A 22,989-nucleotide genomic window follows, 5' to 3' on the forward strand; every position below is an offset into this window, starting at 1 on the left:
CTATGCTCGCCCGAGACGCGGCAATGGGCAACCCCCGATATCGTCCCGTCCGGATCTCAGCCTTGCATCCGCGGGTCGTCGGTCGGATCGGCGAACGGAACAGGACACATCCCGCCGACGGCATCCGGTCGCAGTTCGTAGTGCCATGACTCGTTGCCGTAGGTCTGGCACAGCCCGTACTCCGCGCCGTGCTGGGCGAGCCAGTCGGTCGCCGTGAGCGGACCGATGTCGACGGCATCGCCCGACACGTGCGCTGAGGTGTGCGCAGTCGCCACCCAGCGGGCGGCCTCCTCTTCCGAGCCGTAGTCGTCGACCGCCGCCTTCAGCAGGGACGACTGGTACTCGGCAGATCGCCAGCCACTGTTGACGTCGAACTCGACACCGCCCTGCGCAGCATCCGTGGCCGCCCGACGCAGCGCATCGAGCAGGGCGGGGTTCAGCCGCGTGATGGCCGGCTTCTGCTCATCGAAGACCGACAACGCCTCGCCTGTGGCGATGTACCCGTGCTCAGTTGTCAGAACCGAGCCGGTCTGCGCCGGCGTTCCGAACGCCACCGACTGCCCGGCCCCTGCGGCGATCTCCGCGATCGAACGGGATCCGTTCGCCACCACGAGCACCAGCGCGACGACCAGCGCGATGAGGGCGACGATGAGAGCTGCGACAGCGCGACGCTGCTGGCGGCGGACCCTCGGCGACGGACCGGACGGCGGGACGATCACATGCGTGGTTCTCATGCCTCCAGCGAACTCGGCGGGCGGTTGCGAGGCCGTATGCGATTCCTCATATGCTCCCGATATGCGCGGGTGCGTAGGATCTGAGCACATGAAATCTCCGCATATGAAACCCCGGCACATGAGAGCAGAGCTGTGCGTGTTCTGATCGTCGAGGACGAGCCGTACCTCGCGGAAGCCGTGCGAGATGGATTGCGCCTTGAGGCGATCGCCGCCGACATCGCTGGCGACGGCGGCACAGCGCTGGAGCTGCTGGGGATCAACTCGTACGACCTCGCCGTGCTCGATCGCGACATCCCCGGCCCTTCCGGCGACGAGGTCGCTCGGTGGATCGTCGACTCAGGCAGCGGCATCCCGATTCTCATGCTCACCGCCGCAGACCGTCTCGACGACAAGGAGTCGGGATTCGAACTGGGTGCGGACGACTACCTCACCAAGCCGTTCGAGATGCGCGAGCTCGTGCTGCGTCTTCGTGCGCTCGACCGGCGCCGCACGCATGTCCGCCCTCCGGTGCAAGAGGTCGCCGGCATCCGTCTCGACCCGTTCCGTCGGGAGGTGTTCCGGGATGGCCGCTACGTCGCGCTGACGCGGAAGCAGTTCGCGGTTCTCGAAGTGCTCGTGAGCGCCTCGGGCGGAGTGGTCAGCGCCGAAGAGCTGCTGGAGCGCGCGTGGGACGAGAACGCCGATCCGTTCACGAACGCCGTGCGCATCACGGTCTCGTCGTTACGCAAGCGGCTGGGCGAACCATGGCTGATCCTGACCGTGCCGGGTGTGGGGTATCGGATCGACACGGGAGCCGTCGATGTCTAGGCGCAGAGGCATGAGCGCTCGGCTCAAGCTGACGCTGAGCTACGCCGGATTCCTCATGATCGCGGGTGTGCTGCTGCTGGTCGTCGTCAATCTGTTCCTGCTGCGATACGTACCGGATGCTCAGATCAACGCGGACATGCGCGTGCCCAACCGCTCCGATCTGGAACGCGCGTTCGTCCCTCGGACGATCGCCGTGCTCGTCTTCCTGCTCGTGCTCGGCCTGGTCGGGGGCTGGTTCCTCGCCGGGCGGATGCTGGCGCCACTGACCCGCCTCAATGAGGCTGCGCGCCTGGCGGCAGAAGGTTCGCTCTCGCACCGTGTCGACATGCCCGGCGCGAGGGACGAGTTCCGCGACCTGGCGGATGTGTTCGACACGATGCTCGCCAGACTCGAGGCGCACGTCGAGGAGCAACGGCGCTTCGCCGCCAACGCCTCGCACGAGCTGCGCACCCCGCTGGCGATATCTCAGGCGATGCTCGACGTGGCCAGAGACGACCCCGATCGCGACGTCGATGTGCTCATCGACCGTCTGCAGAATGTCAACGCGCGAGCGATCGCCCTGACCGAAGCACTTCTGCTGCTGGCCCGCGCGGATCGCGGCACCTTCGAACGCGAGCGGGTGGAGTTGTCGCTCCTGGCCGAAGAGGCCGTGGAGAGCCTGCATCCGTTGGCCGATCGACGCGGCGTGTCACTCGACATCCGCGGAACGACGGCCTTCGTCAATGGATCGGCGACACTGCTGCAGCAGCTCTTCGTGAACCTGGTCCACAACGCGGTCGTGCACAACATCACGACGGGAGGGAGCGTCGAGGTGCGCACCGAGATGACTCAGCAGGGCGCGGTGGCAGTGATCGAGAACACCGGTGAGGTCGTGCCCTCCCACCTCCTCGCCACGCTTCGCGAGCCGTTCCAGCGCGGCGCCGGACGATCCCGCGGCAAGGATGCCGCCCACGCGGGTGCCGGTCTCGGGCTCGCGATCGCCGACGGGATCGCACGGGCCCACGGCGGGACGCTGGAGTTGGAGCCGCGCAGCGGCGGCGGGTTGATCGTCACGGTGCGGCTGCCCGTCGAGTGAGGAGCTACACGATGGCCCGCAGCATCCGCGCCGCCACCTCACCCAGCGCCCGCCGCACCTCTTCGCCTTCGAGCACCTCGAACTCGATCCCGCTCATGCCGATGTAGAGCGCGAACTCCTCCGGCGAGCGCGACCCCGCGGTGAGGATGCTTGTGTCGTCGCCTTCGGCCTCGACCGACGCGATCGTGGCGTCGAAGCGGCGTGACACGACATCGGCCGACGCGTGCATGCGCAACCGGGCACGGTACGGATAGGGCGCGGTCGTGATGCTCCGCGTTGTGAACTCTCGCAGAGCGTCATCGGGGATGTCGCGCCGCGGGAACTCCTCGCGCAACTGGACGGGCCGGCGGATGCGGTCGACTCGCAGGGTGCGCCACGCCTCGTGCTCCGGCACCCAGGCGATCAGGTACCAGCGCTCTGCGGTGTGCACGATCCGGTGCGGCTCGAGCACGCGCTGCACCTCGGCGCCGTCATGGCGTGTGTAATCGACGCGCAGCCGCATCCGCCCGGCGATCGCCGACGCCGCAGCCGTCACGACCCCTAGGTCGATGTCCGGCCGCGCATCGCCTACGAGCGGCACCATCGCCTGTTCGACCTCGCTGATCTGCCGCCTCGTCGCCGGTGACAGCGACTGCTCGAGCTTCGCGAGCGCTCTCGCTGCGGCATCCTCCATCCCTGTCACCACACTGCCGGCCGCTGCCCGCAGGCCGACGGCGATCGCGACGGACTCATCCGGCGCGAGCACGAGCGGAGGTACCTCGGCCCCGACGCCGAGCCGGTAGCCGCCGTGCCGCCCGCGGGTGGCGTCGATGCCGTAGCCGAGCTCACGCAGGTCGTCAATGTCGCGGCGCAGCGTGCGGTCGCTGACTTCGAGGCGATCGCGCAGTTCGGCTCCGCTCCACTCCCGTCGCACCTGGAGCAGGGAGAGGAGTGCGAGGGTACGTCCGGTCGTGCGGGTCATGGCTCCAGCTTCGTTCGCTATCAGGACACATTATGGCCGTTTAGATCGAGAGGATGAAGTCATGAACACGAATGAGCAGGTCCGCCCCTTCCGCATCGAGATCGCGGATTCCGCGCTCGCCGACCTCCGCAGCCGGCTCATGAACGCCCGGTTCGCGTCTCCGCTTCCGGTCGACGACCGCAGCACCGGCATCCCTTCCTCCGAGCTGCAGACGCTCATCGCCCACTGGGCAGAGCATGACTGGCGTGCGACCGAGGCGCGCTTGAACACCCTGCCGCAGATCCTCACGAACATCGACGGGCAGAACATCCATGCCGTTCACGTGCGTTCGCCGCATCCTGGTGCGACGCCCTTACTGCTGATGCACGGCTGGCCCGGGTCGTTCCTCGAGTTCGAGAAGCTGATCGGGCCCTTGACCGATCCTGTTGCACACGGCGGCGACGCATCCGATGCATTCGATGTCGTCATCCCCTCGCATCCGGGATTCGGATTCTCGATGCCGCTGGTCGGTCGCGATTGGAAGCGCAGCGACATCGCCGTGGTGATGCTCGAGCTGATGACCAGGCTCGGATATGAGCGCTTCGCCGTGCAGGGCGGCGACATGGGTGCAGGGGTCGCTCCGGAAATGGGGCGCCTGGCACCCGAGCGCGTGATCGGCGTGCATGCGAACGGCTCGCTCGGTTCTTTCGTCGGCCAGATCGACGACGAGACCGCAGCGCGTTTGACCCCGATCGAGCAGGATCGCATGCGCCGCGTCGGCGAGTTCATGCAGAAGGAGTTCGGCTACATCGCGATTCAGTCGACGCGGCCGGCGTTGATCGGCGCGATGACCGCAGACAGCCCTGTGGCCCAGTTCGCGTGGATCCACGACAAGTTGCAGGAGTGGACGCATCCCGCGGATGTGCCGGTCGCCGACCTCATCGGCGAGCAGTTCCTGTTCGACAACGCCGCGCTGTACTGGTTCACCGCGACCGGCGGGTCGGCGGCCTATGTCGGGTATGCGCAGGATGCCGGCTGGGGCGCCGAACCCGAGAGCTCAGGGGTTCCGACCGCCGTGATCGTGTTCGCGCACGATGTCGGTCTTCGCTTCGCTGAGGAGAAGGCGAACAACATCGTCCGCTGGACGGACGTCGAGGGCCGCGGCGGACACTTCGCCGCGCTCGAGGAGCCCGATCTGCTTTTGGCCGACGTGCGGGAATTCTTCCGCGAGCTGCGCTGAGCGCGGCTCCGGTAGGCCGTCTCGGGCACGGCTCGAGCGCGGACACGCCTCGGGCACGGGCTCGGCCGCGCCGCTTCGGGCGGAGAACACGCTCATGGGCGGAGGAATCCTCGAGAATCCTCCGCCCATCGCGGTGAAGTCCGCCCCACGCGGTGGGGCTACCGAGCATCGGATGCGCGTTCGGCGATCGCCTGCCACTCCAGGAACAGCGGGTCCAGGTGCCGCGGCAGCAGCGCATAGGACTCGCGCACCGGTCGGTACGCGAGCACCCATTCCGGCTCGGGCGCAAAACTGTCAGCACCGTGGACTGTCGCGGCGACCGATTCGCTCCACGATGCGTGCACCCCCGCGCCCACGAACGCGGAGATCGCCGCGCCCATGCCCGCGGCATCCGTCAGCCTGTTGCGGCGTACCGGTCTTTCGAACACGGCGGCGAGGATGCGCATCATCAGATCTGCGCGCGAGCCCCCGCCGGACACGATCACGCTCTCGAAGCGGTGGCCGAGGGCGGCCTCCATCGCGTCGACGTGCCCGCGCATGGTGAGGGCGATGCCCTCCAGGATGGCGCGATGGACGTGGAATCGCCCCTGACGGCCGTCGAATCCCAACAGTGCCCCTCGGCGGTGCGCCGCACCGCCAGGCGCGAGCCAGTCGAGCACAGCGAACAGCCCGTCGCTGCCGGGCGCGATGCTGCTCGCCTCCACGTTGAGCTCGTCGTCGGTGATCCCCTGACCGCCGTCGAGAAGATCCCGCCACCAGCTGACCGTCCACATGCCCCGACGGATGCCGTCGCTCTCGTACAGGTACCGACCCGGCTCCGCCGCGAAGTTCGTCCAATAGCGGTCATCGGTCGCGTTCGCATCGCGCCCCACTGTCATCGCCGCGACGTATGTACCGAGCGAGAGGAGAGCCGTGCCCTCGTCGCGCAGACCTGACCCGAGGGCCTCGACGGCCTTGTCGTTCGCGGTTGCGTACACGGCCAGCCCGACGGGAAGACCGGTCGCCGCAGCCGCATCAGAGGTGACCTGTCCGAGCAGTTCGCCAGGAAGCACGAGGTCGAACAGCTGCTCCGCGCGCATGCCCGTGCGTTCGTAAGCGACCGGATCGTCGGACCACCGCCACCGCTTCTGATCTACCGGCCACATCCCCTGCTGATTGCCTACACTGTCGCGCCGCTCGCCGGTCAGCCGATGAGTCAGGTATCCGGACGAGGTCGTCACGTACCGCACGCGCTCATCCTGCTCGTGCGGCCGCGACACGCGCTCATCCATCCAGCTGAGCACCGGCTCGACGAGCGCACCGGCGGCGTCGAGCAGCGCACGGCAGAAGCGGATCGTGCACAGGCCCACTCCGACGATGTGGCGGCGATCCCCCTCGAATCGTCCGAGAGCCTCGCGGCAGGCCTCGACGATCGAGTCCCAGAGATCGTCGTCGGGATGCACCACATGACCGGGCGACGGAGACTCGGTCGGTCTCAGCCTCCGCTGCGCCGAGGCGTGGATCGTTCCGGTCTCGTCGACGACGAGCACCTTCGTCGATTGCGATCCGCCGTCGATCGCGACGACGTAGCGGGGTTCGCTCACGCCTCGAGCGGGATGATGGTGCCCGCGTTCATCACGCCGTTCGGATCGAACGCCTGCTTGAGCCGCTCCAGCATCGGGTACGCCGAACCGTGCTCCTGGCGTGTCCAGGGTGTGCGGTACTTGCCGATGCCGTGGTGATGCACCATCGAACCTCCCAGTCGCAGCGCTTCTTCCACGATGATCGCATTGAGCGGCACGTGATAGAGGTCGATCTCCTGCCGCGGCTCGCAATCGATGTCGTAGTCGTACACGAAATAGAGGTTGGTCCCGGTCTGATAGCTGTGCGAGGAGTGCGCCCCGAGCATCGTGAGGTGATCGGCACGCGGGTACTCCGAGCGGATGCGGTCGATCACCGCGTGATAGAGGCTGCTCACTCCCGACCAGTTGATCGACACCTCGGTGGTGTAACCGAGATGAGAGTCGCGGAGCATCGTCTCCTTCTCGGCGTCGATCTTGTCCTGACCCCAGTTGAGGCCCTGGAACCACTTCTCGATGTGCGCGGAGTCCACCCGCTGATGCGGTCGATCGGCGAACACCGCCTCTATGCCCGTGGCTGTCGCGGCGGCCAGCGGCTCCGGCCCTTCGGCAGTGAGCACGACGACCGACTTGCCCTCGGAGAAGTGCGCGAAGTGCTGGTTCGCGTCTTCGGGCGAGTACACCCGGCAGACCGAGGGCCGGTATCCGGCGGTGACGAGCTCTCGCAGCGCCTCGACGCTGACTTCGAACTCATCGACGAGGAAGCCGAAGAAGCGGGTGTTCTCCGGGTGGTACGGGAAGATCTTCACGGTCACCTCGGTGATCACGCACAGCGCGCCCTCGTTTCCGATGATGATGTGACGGATGTCTGGACCGGCAGCGCGACGCGGCACGTTCTTGATCCGCGTCACAGTGCCGTCGGGGAACACGGCTTCGAGACCGACGACCATGTCCTCGATCGCACCGTAGAGCGTCGAGAACTGGCCGATCGACCGGGTCGCGACCAGCCCGCCGTACTGCGCGAGCGGCTTGGACTGCGGCGAGTGGCCCGTGGTCAGGCCGCGCTCGCGGAGTTCGTCCTCGAGCTGCTGCAACGGCACGCCGCACTGCACTGTGACCGTCATGTCGGTCTCGTTCACGTCGAGGACGCTGTTCATCCGCGAGCCGTCGAGGACGATCGTGTCGTCGATGACCGTCTCGAGTCCGCCCTCGGTCGCCGTACGACCCGTCCGCGGCACGACGTTGACCAGGTTGTCGTTCGCGAAGCGCAGGACCGAGGCGACCTCTTCGGTGCTGCGGGGATAGGCGATGATCGCAGGGATCGGGCCGTCGAAGATGCCGTGCACGGACTGGTACTTCTTGAAGCGGTCGACGCTGGCGAGCTCGAGCTCGCGAGGGTCTGTGTCGACCGCATCGGCGCCGAGGAGCGCGGTGACGCGCGTGACGATCTCGTCGCGACTGAGGGCGGATCGTGATGCCGACATGGGAATGGCCTTCGCTTTCAGGAGTGGTGGTTCGAATCAGTGAGGTCAGTGAGGTCAGTGAGGTCTGTGAGCGATCGGTCAGCGGACGAGGTAGCCGCCGTCGACGACGAGCACGTGCCCGTTGACGTAGTCCGAGGCGCGGCTCGCGAGGAACACCGTCGCCCCCATGAGATCGGCCGGGTCGCCCCACCGTTCGGCGGGGATGTGCTCGAGGATCCGGCGACTCGCTTCGGGATCGGAACGAGTCGCCGCCGTGATCGCCGTCGCGAAATACCCGGGGGCGATCGCATTGACCTGGATGCCGTCGGCGGCGAGCTCGTCGCAGTACGCCTTCGTGAAGCCGACGATCCCCGCTTTCGTCGCGGCGTACGCGGGCGACTGCTTCCCTCCCAGGAACGCGAACAGGGAGGCGATGTTGATGATCTTCCCGCGGCCCTGGCTGCGCATGACCCGGCTCGCCTCGTGCGCGAGTTCGAACGGCGCCGTGAGATTGACCGCGATCATGGGGTCCCACTTGTCGCGATCGAACGCGTCGACATCGTCGAGCAGCGCGATGCCCGCCGAGTTCACGAGCACGTCGAGTGATCCGAAGCGCTCGGCGCACGCGGCGACGACCTCGGCTGGCACACCGCGCCGGGCGATGTCCGCCTCCAGGAAGGCGTACTCGCGCCCTTCGGCTTCGACGAGCCGGCGCGTGGTGCCGTCGTCGTCCGCGAGACCGGCCACGAACACGTTCGCGCCCGCCTTGGCCAGAGCCAGGCTGAATGCCCGCCCCAATCCGGTGTTACCGCCGGTGACCACGGCGGTCTGTCCCTGAAGGGAGAACAGGTCCAGGGAGAAATCGGTGATGTCCATGCTCACCTGCCCTCCGGTGCGAAGGGGTCGGCGATGTTCACGTATCGCGTCTCGAGGTACTCATCGATCCCCTCGAGCCCGCCCTCGCGGCCGAGGCCGGACTGCTTGACGCCGCCGAACGGCGCAGCCGGGTTCGAGACGACACCGGCGTTGATGCCGAACATGCCGGTCTCGAGGCGCTCCGCGAGGCGAAGACCCCTGTTGAGATCAGATGTGTACGCGAAGGAGACGAGTCCGAACGGCGTGCGGTTGGCGATCTCGACCGCCTCTTCCTCCGTGTCGAACACCACGATCGGTGCGACGGGGCCGAAGATCTCCTCGTCGAGGATCGCCGCATCCGCAGGTACGTCCGCGAGCACGGTCGGCTCGTAGAAGTACCCGGCCCCCGGAACCGCCCGTCCGCCGAGAGCGAGCGTTGCCCCGTCGGTCACCGCGCCGTCCACGAGCTCCGCGACCTTGCTCCGCGTCGCCTCGTCGACGAGAGGACCCATCGTGGTTTCGGCATCCGTTCCGCGACCGATCCGGAAACCGGCGATGCGCTCGGTGAACAGGCGCGTGAACTCGGCGGCGACTCCCCGCTGCACGAGGAAGCGGTTGGCCGCGACGCACGCCTCTCCGCCGTTGCGCATCTTGGCCAGTACTGCGCCGTCGACGGCCTTGGAGAGGTCGGCATCGTCGAAGATGAGGAACGGCGCGTTACCGCCGAGCTCCATCGAGACCCGCAGCACCTGCTCAGCGGAATCGGCGATCAGGCGCCTGCCCACCTCGGTGGACCCGGTGAAGGAGAGCTTCCTCAGCCGAGGGTCGCGGATGAGCGGACCGGTGACGGCACCTGCACTCGTGGTCGGGATGACGGTGAGCACGCCGTCGGGCAGTCCCGCTTCTCGCAGCACCTCGGCGAACAGCAGCGCCGTCAGCGGTGTGAGCGCCGCGGGCTTGAGCACCATCGTGCAGCCGGCGGCGATCGCCGGTGCGATCTTGCGCGTGGCCATCGCCAGCGGGAAGTTCCACGGCGTGATGAACAGCGACGGTCCGACCGGGGTCTTCATCACCAGCAGGCGGCTCTTCCCGTCCGGTGCCATCGCGAACCGGCCCGAGATCCGCGGTGCCTCCTCGGAGAACCAGCGCAGGAACTCCGCACCATAGGCGACCTCTCCGCGGGATTCCGCAAGCGGCTTGCCCATCTCCAGGGTCATCAGCAGAGCAAAGTCCTCTGCCCGGGCGGTGACGAGCTCGAAGGCGCGACGCAGGATCTCGCCCCGCTCACGCGGAGGAGTCGCCGCCCAGCTCTCCTGCGCGGCTGCCGCCGCGGCGAGTGCACGCTGGCCGTCCTCCGGACGGGCGTCGGCGACCTCGACGAGCACCTCGCCCGTCGAGGGATCGGTGACGGCGAACCGGCCGCCGCCCTCCGCGTCGGTCCATCCGTCTCCGAGAAGCAGCTGCGTCGGCACGCGCTCGAGCAGTTGCCGCTCGCGAGTGTCCATACTGAGATCCGTACCGGTCATGCCTGCTCCTCCGATCCGGCGAGCGCGAACTCGGGCGCGAGTCGGAGCTCGCTGTGGATGAGGTCCTCGTACAACCGGAACGGCGTCATCTCCCCTGCCTTGTCGCCGTAGGACGCCCGCGCCCGCCGGTAGACCTGCTCGACCAACGAGGAGAGCTCGACGGGGACGCCGACCGACCTCGCCAGATCGATCGACAGGCCCAGATCCTTGCAGGCGAGGGCGATGGCGAAGCCTTCGTCGTAGTCGCCGTTCTCCAGGATGGAGAGTACGTCGCGCTCCACGAAGGTGCTGTTCGCCGGGCTGGCGATGAGGGAGTCGCGCAGCACACCCAAGTCGACCCCCGCACGAACGCCGACAGCCAGCACCTCTGCGGTGGCGACCAGGTGCGAGAACCAGAGCTGGTTGATCATCAGCTTCACGGCGTAGCCGGCACCATGGCCGCCGACGTGAAGGATCCGCTCAGGGTCACCCATGGCCTCCAGCACGGGACGGACCCGTTCGACATCCGCGGCTTCCCCGCCGACGAAGATCTGCAGCATGCCCGATGCCGCTCCCTTGGCCATGCCGCTCACCGGGGCGTCGAGGATGCGCAGTCCGCGCGCACTCTCCTCGACGCGCACCCGGTCGGCCACCTCCGGCACCGATGTGGACATGTCGATCCACGTGGCACCGTCGGCGATGCCCTCCAGCATCCCGCCCGGACCGCTCACGACGTCGGTCACGTGGCGCGGCGTGGGCAGCATCGTGATGATGATGTCGCTGGCGGCAGCAACCTCGGCGGCCGTCGCAGCCCACGTGGCACCGCCTTCGACGAGCGCTTCCGCCGCTTCCGGCCGGACGTCGGTGACGACGAGGCGGTATCCCGCCTTCTGCAGGTTCGAGGACATGCCCGAGCCCATGCTGCCGAGGCCGATGAAGCCGACCGTCGGGGTAGTGACCATGCTTATCAGATCTCCAAGTAACTCAGTCGGCCGGGGCCGTGTAGAAGGGATTGCGAGGTGCCGACCGTGCGTCGAGAACCTCTTCGGTGCGCGGCAGACCCTGTGAGCCGTTGCGCAGGGCGGTGCGGGTTGCTTCGCGGTTGTTGCGGTACACGGCATCCGCGTCATCCGCTCCTGGATTCACCCAGACGGCGGTGATCACGACGTTCTCATCGACGGCATCCGCGGGGAGCGTGCCCTCCGCGACGGCGTCCGCGACGCCCGCCGCGACACCGGCCTGCGCCGGCCCCCAGATGTGGTTGCCGTGCTCGTCGTTCGCCGGTGCGGCCTTGGTGACGAACAGCGTGAGGGGTTTGACTGGCAGTGAGGTACGCAGCACCGCGACGAACGGCACGTGCCCCGGGCTCGGAGTCGCGAGAGCGGTGGCCCAGGCGGTGCCGGCGGGCCCCGAGCGAGGGCCGTAGACGCTGTTGATGTGCGCGGCGTTGACCCCCTCGCCGATGAAGCTCTCGCCGAGCTGAAGGACGTCGGTCATCAGATCAGCTCCTGCTCTTCGAGCCAGTCGATCGCCACGTCTTCGGGGTCTTCACCCTCGACGTCGACGAGGGCGTTGAGCTTCTGCATCTCCTCGGTGGTGAGAAGCGGGGCGATCTCGGCGATGATGTCGGCGATCTCCGGGTAGTCGTCGAGGACCTCCTGACGGATCGTGAAACCGCCCTGGTACGAGGGGAAGAACTCCTCGTCGTCCTCCATCACGACCAGGTCGAGAGCGGGGATCCGGCCGTCGGTCTGGAACACCTCGCCGAAGTTGCAGTCGTCACCCTTCTGCGTGGCGGTGTAGATGACACCGGTGTCGAGCATCGTGACGTTCGAGTCAGGGATGTCGATCCCGTAGGCCGTCTTGAGTCCGGGCCAGCCGTCGTCTCGCGTGGAGAACTCGCTCTCGATGCAGAACGTCTGATCCTCGGCCGGTAGCGCGGCGACGTCGCTCATCGTCTTCACGCCGAGCTCCTCGGCCTTGTCGGCGCGGACGGCGAAGGCGTAGGTGTTGTTGAGGGGAGCGGGGTCCAGCCAGACGATGTCCTTCTCGGCATCCGCTTCCTTGACGGCGTCGAACTGGGCCTCCGCGCCCTTCACCGGCGTGGTGTTGCCGTTGTAGGTGATCCACGAGGTGCCGGTGTACTCCCAGTACCCGATGAAGTCGCCGTTCTCCAGCGCCTGGCGCACATTGGCCGAGCCCACCAGTTTCACGTTCGCTTCGAGGTCGGCGCCATGAGCGTTGAGCAGCTCGGTGGTGATGTACGCGAGGATGTACTGCTCCGAGAAGTCCTTCGAGCCGACCTGGCCGGTCAGCCCCTCGAGCTCGTCGCCGGCGCTGGCGGTGCTGGCAGAGCCGGAACATCCGGAGAGGAGGAGCGCACCCGCGGCGAGCGCGGTGACTCCGGTGATGAGGTGTTTCTTCATGATTGCTCCTTGGTGTGTGAAGAGAACGTGCGTGCGGATGACGGAACGGGCTACAGCCCGCGCGGGCGGACTGCTTCCTCGACGAGACCAGCGATCCAGTCGATGAGGACGGCGATGGCGGCGACCAGCACGGCGCCGACGAGCAGCACGGGGAATCGCTGCAGCTTCAGGCCGTTGACGATCATGTCGCCGAGGCCGCCGGCGTTGATGAAGGTGGCGATGGTCGCGACGCCGACGCAGAAGACGAGGGCGGTGCGGAGTCCGGCGAGGATCACGGGCGATGCGAGTGGAAGCTCGATGCGGCGCAGCACCTGCCCCGAGGTCATACCCATCCCGCGCGCTGCTTCCTTGACTCCGGCGTCGACCTGCTCGAGGCCGACGAGCGTGTTGCGCAGCACGGGGAGGAACGAGTACGCGACGAGCGCGACGAGGGCGGTGGCGAATCCGGTCTGCCACACGATCGCCAGCAGGATCACGACGCCGACCGCCGGCGTCGCCTGGCCGATGTTCGCGAGTCCCAGTGCGATGGCGTGCACGATCTTCGAGCGACTGCGATAGACGCCGATACCGGCGGGGATCGCGAGGACGGCGACGAGCGCGGAGGCCGCCGCGGTGAGAAGCAGGTGCTCGCCCACTCGAGACAGGATGTAATCGGGATTGAGGGTGCGCTGCTCGATCGAATCCAGCGGGATCGTCGCGACCCACACGAGCGTGAGCACGAGGACGGCGCCGACGACGAGCGGTGCGGCGGATATGCGTGCGACAGAGCCGAACCGACCACGGCGGGCGACGACCGGAGTCATCTGAGTCGCGGAGACGACGGTCATCTCAGCGCATCCCCTCGACGGCGGAGGCACCCGGTGCGTCCGTGAGCACCGCGGAGATCCCCGCGTTGTCGATGGATCCGCGCACTCGACCGTCGGCATCAACCACGTTCACGACCGGCGCGCCGGTGACCATGAGCAGATCGAGCGCGTCGCGCAGTGAGACGTCGAGATCGATCTGCGGGGCTCCGTCGGATGCCGGGCGCAGCTGCGCGTCGGCCAGGGGGATGAGCGCGAGTCGCTTCAGAGCCGCGCCATGACCGATGAAGGAGGCCACATAGTCGTTCGCCGGGTTGGCGAGGATGTGCGCCGGGGTGTCGAACTGCTCGATGTGCGAGCGATCGCTGAGCACGGCGATGCGGTCTCCGAGCTTGATCGCCTCGTCGAAGTCGTGCGTGACGAAGATGATCGTCTTGCCGATGTCTGCCTGCAGACGAAGGAACTCGGCCTGCAGCTTCTCACGCGTGATCGGGTCGGTCGCGCCGAACGGCTCGTCCATGAGCATGACGGGCGGGTCTGCGGCGAGAGCACGGGCGACGCCGGCGCGCTGCTGCTGACCGCCCGAGAGCTGCTTCGGGTAGCGCTTGGCGAACTGCCCCGGATCGAGCTGCACAGTCTGCAGAAGCTCGTCGACGCGCTCGGCCGTCTTCGACTTCGACCAGCCGAGCAGACGGGGCACGACGCCGATGTTCTCGGCGATCGTCAGGTGAGGGAAGAGCCCGATCTGCTGGATGACGTAGCCGATGTGGCGACGGAGCTGATTGGGATTCATCGACAGGATGTCGGTGCCGTCGATGCGGATGGAGCCGCCGGTCGGTTCGATGATGCGGTTGATCATCTTCATCGTCGTCGTCTTGCCGCACCCGCTGGGCCCGACGAACATGACGAGCTCGCCCGGGGCGATCTGCATCGAGAAGTCTTCGACGGCCGGAGCATCCTGGCCGGGGTAGACCTTGCTGACTCCGCGGAGCTCTATGCCGACTCCGCGCTGCTTCTGCGCGATCGCGGAGAGGAAACCGGTGTCGGTGGACACCTTCTGTGTGTCAGTGGTGAGATCAGGCACGAAGACCCCTAGAGGTTGTGTATCGGGAGATGAGAACGAACGCTCCGTCGACGAGGAGCGCGAGGACGATGACTCCGACGGTGCCGGCGAGGGCGTAGTTCAACGCGTTCTTCGAACCGAGCGACGAGAGTCCTTTGAAGATGTACTGGCCGAGGCCGGGGCCGGCGACGTAGGCCGCGATCGCGGCGATGCCGAGCGAGAGCTGTGCGGCGACGCGAGTGCCGGTGAGAATCACAGGCCAGGCGAGAGGCAGCTGGGTGGTCAGCAGCACCCTGGGCCTGCTCATTCCCATGGCCGTCGCCGACTCGAGGATGTGCGCGGGGATCTCGCGGAGCCCGACCACCGTGTTGCGGATGATCGGCAGCAGTGAGTAGAAGACGAGGGCGACGATCGTCGGCCCCCAGCCGAGACCGAGGATCGGGCTGAGCAGCGCGAGCAGTGCGAGCGACGGGATCGTGATCGCGACGGATGCCGAGGTGATCGCTATCGCCCGCGGCGTCGCACGGTCCCAGACGAGCAGGCCGAGAACCACCCCGATGACGAGTGCGATGGCGAGCGAGATCACAACGACGAGCAGATGCTCGGCTGCCAGCTGAAGGATGTCTTCCCAGCGGCGTTCGAGGAACTTCGTGACGTTGTCGAGATCGAATCCTGACACGGACTTTCGCTCCTTTCTCAACGGTGAGGGGATCGCCCGAGTGACGATGACATCAGATTAGGGAACCGATGACATTCCCACAACGCATGTTGACCATATGGCAACTGCGACCTATTCTGTGGGGATGACTCCCCCACAGAGCACCGCCCGCCGCAACTCTTCGGGGCTGGGCAGGGACATCGAGATCATCGAGCTGCTGGGCAGCGATGAAGCCGTCGCTGAGGGCGGTCTGGGCGTGATGCGGATCTCACAGCTCACCGGGCGCGACAAGGCGGTGATCTCTCGGACGATGTCGACGCTCGCCGACGCCGAGCTCGTGGTCCGAGAGGAGACGACGATGAACTACCGACTCGGCAGCCGCCTGTTCGCGATCGCCGCTCGCACCACCGAGGCGTCGCTGGTCTCCCGCGCCCGCCCGCATCTTCGCAACATCGCGCAGTCGACGCGCGAGACCACCCACCTGTGCGTGCTCCGCGGCGGGAACGTGCTGACCGTGCTGAGCGAACTCAGCCCGCACGAGTTCCGCACGACAGGGTGGGAGGGCGTCACGACTGCGGCGTGGCGCACCCCATCAGGCCGCGTGCTCATCAGCGACTGGGATCGCGCCTCGCTCACGCGCTGGTACCAGGAGCACGGCCGCGATCAGCCCCTCGTCGGCCCACTGAACCCGGCGATGGCGGCAGCGGGATTCGCCGTGCTGGAGACACCGCCGGAGAACAAGGCGATCGTCAGCGACCTCGATTCTCTTCTCGTGGAGCTGCAGAGGATCCGGGATCGCGGTTACGCCACGCTCGATGAGGAGCTCGAGCTCGGCGTCGTCGGGGCGTCCGCGCCGATCACGGACTTCACCGGTCACATCGTCGCCGCCATCAATGTGAGCGCCCCCAAATCACGCATCGGCGGACAGCTCGATCGGCTCGGAGCGTACGTCGCACAGGCCGCGCGCGAGCTCTCGAGCTCGTTGGGATCGCCTACGGCGCAGGGCTGAGTGCACTTAGCTCTTTCACTCGGAGAGCACCTCAGCTCAGGAATCTCGCGACGAGGCGCTCTGACCCGTCCCGCTCCAGAAGCACGACCTGGCCATTGAGTATCCGCGGGCATGTGCCGGCGGTGAGCGCTTCGACGCCGACGCGCAGCAGGGTTCCGTGCGCCACGACGATGCTGTTCCCCTCCAGCTGCTCGATGCGGGTCAGCACCCGCCGAGCCCGCTCGATCGTCTCTGACAGCGGCTCGGCATCCGGGTAGTCGGAGTCAGGCCAGCGCTCGCGCGCCTCGCTCACCGCCATCCCCTCCGCCGTACCGTAGTCGCGTTCGATCAGGCGTTCATCGGTCATGACCTCGGCGTGCGCGAGCTTCAGCCTGATCAGCGCCGCGGTCTCGGCCGCACGGCTCAGTGGGGAGGAGAAGATGCGGTCCCAGGCGGCACGGGAGAGCAACTCGGCGGCGCTCTCCGCCTGCGCCCGACCGTGCGCGTCCAGAGGGATGTCGGCTCGCCCCTGCATGCGCCGCGCCAGGTTCCATGCAGTGCGCCCGTGTCGGACGAGAGCGACAGTCATGCGCGCGCGAACGATGTCGAACGCTCGGATGCCGCGGCATCCGGTGCTTCGTCTCGTGGCGGCGTCTCACCGAGACCTTCTTCGGGGTAGACCAGTGCCTCGCGCACCGCGACGCGCATCCGATCCCCGACCCGCGGACGCGTTCCGTGCGTGCGTGCACGCACGGCGACGCCGCTCCACTCGACCATGAGATCGCTTCCTTCAGGCGTGAACAGAGACGACCGCACGACCGCGTCTCCGCCATCGTCGGACGTGACCTCGATCGCCGAAGGCAGCAGCGATGCGAGCGCCCGCCCCGATGCGGGCATGCCGCCGGCGCGGGGAATCCGGAGCGGATGCTCGTCGGCGCGGAACCCGTCCGCGTCGACGACACCGGGGATGAGCGTGGCATCCGAGAGGAATCGCGCCACGAAACCGCTCGTGGGCCGCGACACCAGTTCGTGCGGTGTGCCGACCTGGCGTATCCGTCCCTCGTCGAGCACAGCGACACGGTCGGCGAGGCCGAGCGCCTCGGAGCGATCGTGCGTGACGTGCACCACCGTGAGCCCGAGCTCACGTGTCAGGGCATGCAGCTCCAGTCGCAGGTGATCGCGCAGCGGCTCGTCCAGGGCGGAGAGTGCCTCGTCGAGCAGCAGCACGCGTGGACGGGCGACCAGAGCTCTCGCGAGCGCCACGCGCTGGCGCTGCCCGCCCGAGAGTGTCGCCGGGTCTCGTCGCGCGTAGCCCGCGAGTCCGACGAGTTCGAGCATCGATGCGACGCGGGAGGAGCGCTCCGCCTTCGCCACTCCGGCACGGCGCAGCGGATATTCGACGTTGCGTCCGACGTTCCAGTGCGGCCAGACGGCATGCTGCTGGAAGACCATCCCGAGCTCCCGCTGCTCTGGCGGGACGAATTCCTTTCCTTCCGCCACCGTGCGGTCGCCGATCACCACTCGGCCGGTCGTGGGCGAGAGAAAGCCCGCGATCGTGCGCAGCAGCGTGGTCTTGCCGGAGCCGGAGGGCCCGACCAGCGCGATGAACTCACCATCGTCGACGTGCATGTCGATCGATTCCAGACCGACCGCCCCTGATGGGTAGCGGACCGATACCGATTCGAGATTCACGGATGCCATGACGGCTTCCTTTCAGAGAGTGCGGAGGGTTCAGGAGGGGCGGCGGGTGGCCAGCCCGATGACGGCGATGCCGAGAACGGCCACGACGAGAGACCAGGCCGCGGCGGTGCTGAACGCCCCGGCCTGCTGGAAGTTGAAGATCGCCACCCCGAGTGTCTGCGATCCGGGCGAGAGCAGCAGCACCGACAGCGTGAGCTCGCGCACCGCGGTGGCCGCGACGACGACCGCGCCGGAGATGGCAGCAGGAAGCGCCATCCGCGACGAGATGTCGATCAACGCACGAAGCCGACCTGCCCCGGAGATGCGCGCCGCTTCTTCTGCACTGGTCGGTGTGCTCGACAGCGGCGCCGTGACCGACTGCACGACCAGCGCCGTGAAGGAGGTGATGTAGGCGGCGAGGATCAGCCAGGGCGTGTTGAACAGCCCGATGCGCGGCGCGAGGATCAGCCACGCGACGGCGATCACGATGCCGGGCACGGCCTGCGGCAGCATCGCCACGGCATTCAGTCCCCTGGCGGCGCGTGCCGACGAGCGCGTGGTGAGCACACCGATCGCCAGGCCGAGCACGCCGCACACGACGGCGGCGAGTGCGGCCAGCATCACCGAGTTGGCCGCACCGGACAGTGCGGTCGACGACGACAGCGCCTTTGCGAAGTTGTCGAGTGTGAGGTTCTGCCACGTCAACGGCACGCCTGGGGCGCGCAGCAGCGACTGGGTGAGCAGCGCGAGAAGCGGCAGCAGTGTGATGGCCAGAACGATCGTCCACATCGCGATCCCCAGCGGCGTGCGCGCACGCCCGAGCGGGAGGGGCTGCGGGGGCGATGACGAGGCGTCGAGTTCCCACCCGCGGCGTCCGATCGTCGCATTCAGCAGCAGTGCGCCGACGGCGATGACCAGCAGGACCACGCCGATGGTCGCGACCACTGCGAGCGGTTCCTCCACGATTCCCGACTGCAGGTACCGGTACACGAGAGTCGCCAGCGTCACGTAGCGTTCGGGAAGTCCGATGATCGACGGGATGCCGAAATCGGCGAGGTTGCTCACTGCGATGAGCAGGAACGACGACAGCAGCGCAGGACGCAGCAGCGGCACGGTGACCGAGAACAGCGCTCGTGCCGGCCCTGCGCCGGACATGCGCGCGGCCTGCTCGAGGTCTGACGGGATGCGGCGCAGCGCTGCCGAGACGATGAGCATGGCGAGCGGGTAGCTGTGCACGGTGAGGAGGATGATGACCCCGTCCGCACCGTAGATCGACCACAGCGGACCGCCGAACATCCCCCGCCACCAGACATTGAGCGGACTCGACGGCCCCGCGATGCCGAGCCACGCGATCGCGCCGACGAACGGCGGCATGAGCAGCGGGGTGAGCGCGATCAGGCGCAGCACCCGGCGGTGACGGAGATCCGTGCGCTCGAGCACGATCGCGAACGACGCCCCTACCGCCACGGCGGCGAGCGCGGACGCCGTGGCCGAGACGAGACTGTTGACCGCGGCCTCGACGACGTCGCCCTGCACGAGCACGCCGAGCTGCGAACCGCCGGCCGTGAGCGCGACGATGGCGCCGATGGGCACGAGCACCACCGCCGCGCAGACGATCCACAGGGCGACGGTCAGCGCGTCGACGCCGTCGAGGCTCCGGGGCCGGCGAACCGCCGACCCCGGGGCCTGAACGAGAGCACTCACTACTGGAACAGCTCCCGGAAGGTCTCCACCGCACCGGCCTGCGTCGACCGGATGGTCTCGAGGTCGGGTGCGAGGATGGCGATGTCATCCAGTTCAGGGGCACCTTCCGGGGTGCCGACGTCCGAGCGCACCGGGAGGTAGGACTGCTCGACGGCGAGCTTCTGGCCATCGGCGCTGACCAGGAAGTCGACGAACGCCTCGGATGCCTCGACGTTCTCCGAGTCCGCGAAGATGCCGACCGGCTGCGAGACGAACGGCACGCCCTCGCTCGGGTACGACACCGCGATCGGCGACCCCTGCTCTGCGAGCTCGCGCACCAGGTAGTCCACGACGATGCCCACAGGCTGCGTGCCGGTGGCCACTGCCTGCGAGACCGGGCCGTTGCTGTCGGCGATCACGGGGCGGTTCGCCGCCAGTGCCGTGAGCCACTCTTCGCCGAGCTGGGGCTCGTCCAACCACACCGCGGCGTTGTACGCGGCCGCTCCCGAGACATCCGGGTTCGGCATCACGAGCCGGTCGGCGTACTCGGCGTCGGTCAGGTCGGCCCAGGACTCGGGGGCGTCATCGACCATGTCGGTGTTGTACGCGATGACCGTGGGGATGATGCGCGTGCCGACGTAGAAGCCTTCGGGGTCGACGACAGCGGGGTCGAGGGCGTCGACGTCTGCGGGCGTGTACTCCCGCAGCAGGTCGTCGGCCGCGTAGTTCTCGAAGGTGGGCGCATCCGCGGCGAGGAAGACGTCGGCCTGGATCTTGCCGGTCTCCTGCTCGGTCGCGACACGAGTGGTGAGGTCACCGGTGCCGGCGCGGAACACCTCGACCGTGATCTCCGGGTGCACCTCGTTGAAGGCTGCGACGAGCTCGTCCGCCTTCTCCTGCGGCTCGGACGTGTAGAGGGTGATGGTGGTCGGCTCGAGCGCATCGGCGGTCTCGGCGGGGCTCTCACCCGCCTCCGATGATGCGGCTGCGCAGCCGGTGAGGGTGATGGCTGCGATGCCGAAAGCGGCGACAGCTGTGGTGAGGCGTGAGCGGGACATGGCTTCCTAACTGTTCTGATGTGCGGGTACAGGAACGGAGGATGAGAAGAGGGGCGAGGGCGATTCGAGGCTCACGCTGGTGGCCGTCATGCCTTCGGAGAGCAGATGCACGATCGAGAACATCGCGCGGTCGTGTCCGCTGATGAGGTCGGGGCGCGCATCCATCACCTGGTGGTACGCGAGCGACGGGCCGACGGTGACAGGGATGCCGCGCAGATGCGCCGCAAGGGGATGGTGGAAGTGCCCGGCCAGGATGGCGCGGGTGTCCGAGCCCTCGATGACGTCGAGGAATGCGTCCGCATCCCGCAGGCCGGCCTTCGCGAGGGTCGGCAGCGGAGAGCCGAGCGGCGGGTGATGCAGGGCGATGATCGTGCCGTCGCGGTGCGGGTCTGCCAGTTCGCCCGCCAGCCACTCCCGCTGCGCGCCGCCGAGCGCACCCGAGGACGTGTCGAGGAGGATGATGCGCAGGCCGGCGACGAGCACCGTACGGTGATGGCCGTCATGGTGTCCGCGGAGGATGCGCGCAGCATCCGGTTCGTCGTGATTGCCGAGCACGGTGAGCACCGGCGTCTGAACGGTCTGTTCGAGCTCTGCAAGCGCGTCGCGCACCGCGCCGTACGCCGCGGAGTTGCCCCGCTGGATGAGGTCGCCCGTGACGATGACCGCCTCAGGGGTGATCCGCGCACGGCGGGCGTACTGCCCGACGGCCTGCAGCCGTTCGAGACCATCGACGGCGTCGTAGAGCAGACCGTGGTCGGTGGCGTGCACGTCGCTGATGTGCAGCACCGTGAGGCGTCCGCTGGCCCGGCTCACGCGGCAGCCTCTCGCTTGCGCCTCAGTGCGTGATACTGAACATCCGTCAGCCCGTTTTCGGCGAGGTACGCGACAGCTCCGCCGAGTTCGTCGATCACGGCGAGCGCGTGCTCGATCGCCTCGCGGGGGCTGGCCAGGTGAAGGCGAAGCGTCTCATCGCGCTGATCCGCGGGAAGAGCTCGGGCGAGCGCCAGAGCGTGGGGCTCGCGAACCGGCCTGACGTCGGGTTCGGACAGCACGTAGTCCGCCACGACCTGCTCGGCGGAGTCTCCGGCGGCGACGCGTGCGAGAGCCACGACCAGGCCGGTGCGGTCCTTGCCTGCCGTGCAGTGCACGAGAGCGGCACCATCGGCGTCCGCGATGAATCCGACCGCTGTGGCCAGTGCGGCGCCGCGCTCGCGCAGCAGTGTCTCGTAGACGTCCTCCAGCCGGCCGGTCTGCGGCGGCTCGACTCCGTAGATGCCCACCGAACGCACCGGGATGCCGTGCTCGGCGACGCCGATCTCACTCGGCTCACGCAGGTCGATGATGACGCTCACACCCAGTGCACGAAGTGCCGAGACACCCTCGGCACTGAGCGCCTCCGGGGCACCGGTGCGGATGAGCCACGGTGCCGATGCACTGGTCGCGCGGGCATTGAACAGCCCGTCGATTCCGATCGTCCGCATTTCCGCCCGCCTGTTACGTGTGTTTCATTCCGTTTGGAATTTCATTACACAGGCAGGCTGACCCGTCCCAGTGACAGGCAGATGACCGTAAGGCGACCGGCAGGAGAACGATCGGTGCGCTCGGCGCAGAGGCCTGGTCAGTCCTCGCTCAGGGCATCGGCGACGACATGGCGCATCTCTGCGACGTCGGCCTGCCCGGCGTCCCTCGCGAGTGCACCGTGCAGTGCGTGCAGCACGACGGTGTGTCCGAGTCGAGTCAGATACGGGTCCAGGTCGTGGGCGGAACCGACCGGCCCCGTCGCGATCACGATGTCAGCGGCTCGCCCGAGCGGCGAGCGCATGTAACTCGTGATGAGTGCGACCGTGGCGCCGCGCTCGGAGGCCGCCGTGCACGCGCGCAGCGTCTGCACGTTCGCTCCCGAGTAGCTCAGCGCCAGGCACAGATCGTCGGAGGTGAGCGAGTGCACAGCGAACTGCTGCGCGAGCGCGTCGATCGGCGCCTCGACGGGACGCCCCAGTCCGCTCAGACGCATCGCGAGATCCTGCAGCGGCGGTCCGGAGAACCCGTTGCCGACGAGCACGACACGTCGAGCCTTCCGCAACGCCTCGACCGCGGCCTCGATGCGCTCCGGCTCCACGCTCTCCTGCGCGAGGCGCAGCGCATCCACCGCGTCGTCGAAGGTGCTCGTCCCGGCGGCATCCGCCTGATCCCTTGGCACGAGGGGCGCGGAGCGGGCGAGCTCGAGGCGCAGGTGCTGGAAGCCGCGGAACCCGAGGCTCTGGCACGCGCGGATCACCGTTGCGGTCGAGGTGCCCGCCGCCGAAGCCAGTTCGGCGGCGGACCAGTCGACGACATCGTCCGGGCGTTCCATGATGACGGCGGCGACACGCCCCTCGCTCGGCCCGAGTGCGGATGCCGCGGCCCGCACCCGTGCGTGGACGCTGACATCCGGGCGGACGATGGTCATCGG

General features: G+C 67.9%; 23 protein-coding genes. 4 read left to right on the forward strand and 19 right to left on the reverse strand.

The features are described 5' to 3' along the window. Nucleotides 1-56: 56 nt before the first annotated feature. Nucleotides 57-734: a M15 family metallopeptidase gene (locus tag ACP7AR_RS11540; protein WP_426185830.1), complete on the reverse strand. Its 678-nt coding sequence runs from the start codon at nucleotides 732-734 to the stop codon at nucleotides 57-59. Nucleotides 735-866: 132 nt separating this feature from the next. Here ACP7AR_RS11540 and ACP7AR_RS11545 point away from each other — a divergent pair, with 132 nt between their 5' ends. Further along, a complete protein-coding gene (locus ACP7AR_RS11545) occupies nucleotides 867-1,541 on the forward strand; it encodes a response regulator transcription factor (RefSeq protein ID WP_426185832.1) in 675 nt (224 codons plus the stop codon). 10 nt (nucleotides 1,542-1,551) lie between these two features. After that, entirely contained in the window at nucleotides 1,552-2,616 is a 1,065-nt protein-coding gene (locus ACP7AR_RS11550; protein WP_426185834.1) for a sensor histidine kinase, read from the forward strand. Nucleotides 2,617-2,620: 4 nt separating this feature from the next. Here ACP7AR_RS11550 and ACP7AR_RS11555 read toward each other — a convergent pair whose 3' ends face one another. After that, the gene (locus tag ACP7AR_RS11555) at nucleotides 2,621-3,577 is read right to left on the reverse strand and encodes a helix-turn-helix transcriptional regulator (RefSeq protein WP_426185836.1); all 957 of its coding nucleotides are present in this window, start codon (nucleotides 3,575-3,577) and stop codon (nucleotides 2,621-2,623) included. A 61-nt stretch (nucleotides 3,578-3,638) separates the two neighbouring features. Here ACP7AR_RS11555 and ACP7AR_RS11560 point away from each other — a divergent pair, with 61 nt between their 5' ends. Further along, on the forward strand, nucleotides 3,639-4,796 hold the full coding sequence (locus ACP7AR_RS11560) for an epoxide hydrolase family protein (RefSeq protein ID WP_426185838.1): 1,158 nt from the start codon (nucleotides 3,639-3,641) through the stop codon (nucleotides 4,794-4,796). Nucleotides 4,797-4,954: 158 nt separating this feature from the next. On the opposite strand, the gene ACP7AR_RS11565 is transcribed toward ACP7AR_RS11560, so the two are convergent. The 10 genes from ACP7AR_RS11565 to ACP7AR_RS11610 form a co-directional block, all read right to left on the reverse strand. Next, a complete protein-coding gene (locus tag ACP7AR_RS11565) occupies nucleotides 4,955-6,379 on the reverse strand; it encodes an FGGY-family carbohydrate kinase (RefSeq protein WP_426185840.1) in 1,425 nt (474 codons plus the stop codon). Beyond that, on the reverse strand, nucleotides 6,376-7,839 hold the full coding sequence (locus ACP7AR_RS11570; protein ID WP_426185842.1) for an FAD-binding oxidoreductase: 1,464 nt from the start codon (nucleotides 7,837-7,839) through the stop codon (nucleotides 6,376-6,378). The genes ACP7AR_RS11565 and ACP7AR_RS11570 overlap by 4 nt, the downstream gene beginning before the upstream one ends. Nucleotides 7,840-7,917: 78 nt before the next feature. After that, nucleotides 7,918-8,694: an SDR family oxidoreductase gene (locus tag ACP7AR_RS11575; protein WP_426185844.1), complete on the reverse strand. Its 777-nt coding sequence runs from the start codon at nucleotides 8,692-8,694 to the stop codon at nucleotides 7,918-7,920. Nucleotides 8,695-8,696: 2 nt separating this feature from the next. Continuing rightward, nucleotides 8,697-10,199, reverse strand: coding sequence for an NAD-dependent succinate-semialdehyde dehydrogenase (locus ACP7AR_RS11580; RefSeq protein ID WP_426185846.1), 1,503 nt, complete (start codon nucleotides 10,197-10,199; stop codon nucleotides 8,697-8,699). Next, nucleotides 10,196-11,140, reverse strand: a complete 945-nt coding sequence (locus tag ACP7AR_RS11585) for an NAD(P)-dependent oxidoreductase (RefSeq protein WP_426185848.1) — start codon at nucleotides 11,138-11,140, stop codon at nucleotides 10,196-10,198. The genes ACP7AR_RS11580 and ACP7AR_RS11585 overlap by 4 nt, the downstream gene beginning before the upstream one ends. A gap of 22 nt (nucleotides 11,141-11,162) precedes the next feature. Further along, nucleotides 11,163-11,675 carry a formaldehyde-activating enzyme gene (gene fae / locus ACP7AR_RS11590; RefSeq protein ID WP_426185850.1) on the reverse strand — a complete coding sequence of 171 codons (513 nt, stop codon included), beginning with the start codon at nucleotides 11,673-11,675 and terminating at the stop codon, nucleotides 11,163-11,165. Further along, nucleotides 11,675-12,604 carry a glycine betaine ABC transporter substrate-binding protein gene (locus tag ACP7AR_RS11595; RefSeq protein WP_426185852.1) on the reverse strand — a complete coding sequence of 310 codons (930 nt, stop codon included), beginning with the start codon at nucleotides 12,602-12,604 and terminating at the stop codon, nucleotides 11,675-11,677. Before ACP7AR_RS11595 ends, fae begins: the two co-directional genes overlap by 1 nt. 50 nt (nucleotides 12,605-12,654) lie before the next feature. Beyond that, on the reverse strand, nucleotides 12,655-13,431 hold the full coding sequence (locus ACP7AR_RS11600; protein ID WP_426185854.1) for an ABC transporter permease: 777 nt from the start codon (nucleotides 13,429-13,431) through the stop codon (nucleotides 12,655-12,657). A gap of 1 nt (nucleotide 13,432) precedes the next feature. Next, nucleotides 13,433-14,461 carry an ABC transporter ATP-binding protein gene (locus tag ACP7AR_RS11605; protein WP_426187733.1) on the reverse strand — a complete coding sequence of 343 codons (1,029 nt, stop codon included), beginning with the start codon at nucleotides 14,459-14,461 and terminating at the stop codon, nucleotides 13,433-13,435. Nucleotides 14,462-14,483: 22 nt separating this feature from the next. After that, nucleotides 14,484-15,149: an ABC transporter permease gene (locus tag ACP7AR_RS11610; protein ID WP_147039958.1), complete on the reverse strand. Its 666-nt coding sequence runs from the start codon at nucleotides 15,147-15,149 to the stop codon at nucleotides 14,484-14,486. Between the two features lie 124 nt (nucleotides 15,150-15,273). Here ACP7AR_RS11610 and ACP7AR_RS11615 point away from each other — a divergent pair, with 124 nt between their 5' ends. After that, nucleotides 15,274-16,137 carry an IclR family transcriptional regulator gene (locus ACP7AR_RS11615; RefSeq protein WP_426185857.1) on the forward strand — a complete coding sequence of 288 codons (864 nt, stop codon included), beginning with the start codon at nucleotides 15,274-15,276 and terminating at the stop codon, nucleotides 16,135-16,137. A gap of 31 nt (nucleotides 16,138-16,168) precedes the next feature. On the opposite strand, the gene ACP7AR_RS11620 is transcribed toward ACP7AR_RS11615, so the two are convergent. The 7 genes from ACP7AR_RS11620 to ACP7AR_RS11650 all read right to left on the reverse strand — a co-directional run bounded on the left by ACP7AR_RS11620 (nucleotide 16,169) and on the right by ACP7AR_RS11650 (nucleotide 22,986). Further along, entirely contained in the window at nucleotides 16,169-16,705 is a 537-nt protein-coding gene (locus ACP7AR_RS11620; RefSeq protein ID WP_426185859.1) for a histidine phosphatase family protein, read from the reverse strand. Then, nucleotides 16,702-17,817 (reverse strand): ABC transporter ATP-binding protein, encoded by a 1,116-nt coding sequence (locus ACP7AR_RS11625; protein WP_426185861.1) that lies wholly within the window; start codon nucleotides 17,815-17,817, stop codon nucleotides 16,702-16,704. Before ACP7AR_RS11625 ends, ACP7AR_RS11620 begins: the two co-directional genes overlap by 4 nt. 30 nt (nucleotides 17,818-17,847) lie before the next feature. Further along, nucleotides 17,848-19,500 carry an ABC transporter permease gene (locus ACP7AR_RS11630; protein ID WP_426185863.1) on the reverse strand — a complete coding sequence of 551 codons (1,653 nt, stop codon included), beginning with the start codon at nucleotides 19,498-19,500 and terminating at the stop codon, nucleotides 17,848-17,850. After that, complete coding sequence (locus ACP7AR_RS11635) at nucleotides 19,500-20,537, reverse strand: ABC transporter substrate-binding protein (protein WP_426185865.1); 1,038 nt, start codon at nucleotides 20,535-20,537, stop codon at nucleotides 19,500-19,502. The genes ACP7AR_RS11630 and ACP7AR_RS11635 overlap by 1 nt, the downstream gene beginning before the upstream one ends. A gap of 6 nt (nucleotides 20,538-20,543) precedes the next feature. After that, nucleotides 20,544-21,350 (reverse strand): metallophosphoesterase family protein, encoded by an 807-nt coding sequence (locus ACP7AR_RS11640; protein ID WP_426185867.1) that lies wholly within the window; start codon nucleotides 21,348-21,350, stop codon nucleotides 20,544-20,546. Then, nucleotides 21,347-22,018: a tyrosine-protein phosphatase gene (locus ACP7AR_RS11645; RefSeq protein WP_426185869.1), complete on the reverse strand. Its 672-nt coding sequence runs from the start codon at nucleotides 22,016-22,018 to the stop codon at nucleotides 21,347-21,349. Before ACP7AR_RS11645 ends, ACP7AR_RS11640 begins: the two co-directional genes overlap by 4 nt. 137 nt (nucleotides 22,019-22,155) lie before the next feature. After that, on the reverse strand, nucleotides 22,156-22,986 hold the full coding sequence (locus ACP7AR_RS11650) for a MurR/RpiR family transcriptional regulator (protein ID WP_426185871.1): 831 nt from the start codon (nucleotides 22,984-22,986) through the stop codon (nucleotides 22,156-22,158). Between the last annotated feature and the right edge of the window lie 3 nt (nucleotides 22,987-22,989).

The organism is Microbacterium sp. TWP3-1-2b2 (assembly GCF_049896145.1).
GTDB lineage: Bacteria > Actinomycetota > Actinomycetes > Actinomycetales > Microbacteriaceae > Microbacterium.

Excerpts from the sequence above, each read along its gene's own strand:
- ACP7AR_RS11540 (WP_426185830.1), bottom strand. The coding sequence starts at position 734 with ATGAGAACCACGCATGTGATCGTCCCGCCGTCCGGTCCGTCGCCGAGG.
- ACP7AR_RS11550 (WP_426185834.1), top strand. The coding sequence starts at position 1,552 with ATGAGCGCTCGGCTCAAGCTGACGCTGAGCTACGCCGGATTCCTCATG.
- ACP7AR_RS11555 (WP_426185836.1), bottom strand. The coding sequence starts at position 3,577 with ATGACCCGCACGACCGGACGTACCCTCGCACTCCTCTCCCTGCTCCAG.
- ACP7AR_RS11560 (WP_426185838.1), top strand. The coding sequence starts at position 3,639 with ATGAACACGAATGAGCAGGTCCGCCCCTTCCGCATCGAGATCGCGGAT.
- ACP7AR_RS11570 (WP_426185842.1), bottom strand. The coding sequence starts at position 7,839 with ATGTCGGCATCACGATCCGCCCTCAGTCGCGACGAGATCGTCACGCGC.
- ACP7AR_RS11575 (WP_426185844.1), bottom strand. The coding sequence starts at position 8,694 with ATGGACATCACCGATTTCTCCCTGGACCTGTTCTCCCTTCAGGGACAG.
- ACP7AR_RS11580 (WP_426185846.1), bottom strand. The coding sequence starts at position 10,199 with ATGACCGGTACGGATCTCAGTATGGACACTCGCGAGCGGCAACTGCTC.
- ACP7AR_RS11585 (WP_426185848.1), bottom strand. The coding sequence starts at position 11,140 with ATGGTCACTACCCCGACGGTCGGCTTCATCGGCCTCGGCAGCATGGGC.
- fae (WP_426185850.1), bottom strand. The coding sequence starts at position 11,675 with ATGACCGACGTCCTTCAGCTCGGCGAGAGCTTCATCGGCGAGGGGGTC.
- ACP7AR_RS11595 (WP_426185852.1), bottom strand. The coding sequence starts at position 12,604 with ATGAAGAAACACCTCATCACCGGAGTCACCGCGCTCGCCGCGGGTGCG.
- ACP7AR_RS11600 (WP_426185854.1), bottom strand. The coding sequence starts at position 13,431 with ATGACCGTCGTCTCCGCGACTCAGATGACTCCGGTCGTCGCCCGCCGT.
- ACP7AR_RS11615 (WP_426185857.1), top strand. The coding sequence starts at position 15,274 with ATGACTCCCCCACAGAGCACCGCCCGCCGCAACTCTTCGGGGCTGGGC.
- ACP7AR_RS11620 (WP_426185859.1), bottom strand. The coding sequence starts at position 16,705 with ATGACTGTCGCTCTCGTCCGACACGGGCGCACTGCATGGAACCTGGCG.
- ACP7AR_RS11625 (WP_426185861.1), bottom strand. The coding sequence starts at position 17,817 with ATGGCATCCGTGAATCTCGAATCGGTATCGGTCCGCTACCCATCAGGG.
- ACP7AR_RS11635 (WP_426185865.1), bottom strand. The coding sequence starts at position 20,537 with ATGTCCCGCTCACGCCTCACCACAGCTGTCGCCGCTTTCGGCATCGCA.
- ACP7AR_RS11645 (WP_426185869.1), bottom strand. The coding sequence starts at position 22,018 with ATGCGGACGATCGGAATCGACGGGCTGTTCAATGCCCGCGCGACCAGT.
- ACP7AR_RS11650 (WP_426185871.1), bottom strand. The coding sequence starts at position 22,986 with ATGACCATCGTCCGCCCGGATGTCAGCGTCCACGCACGGGTGCGGGCC.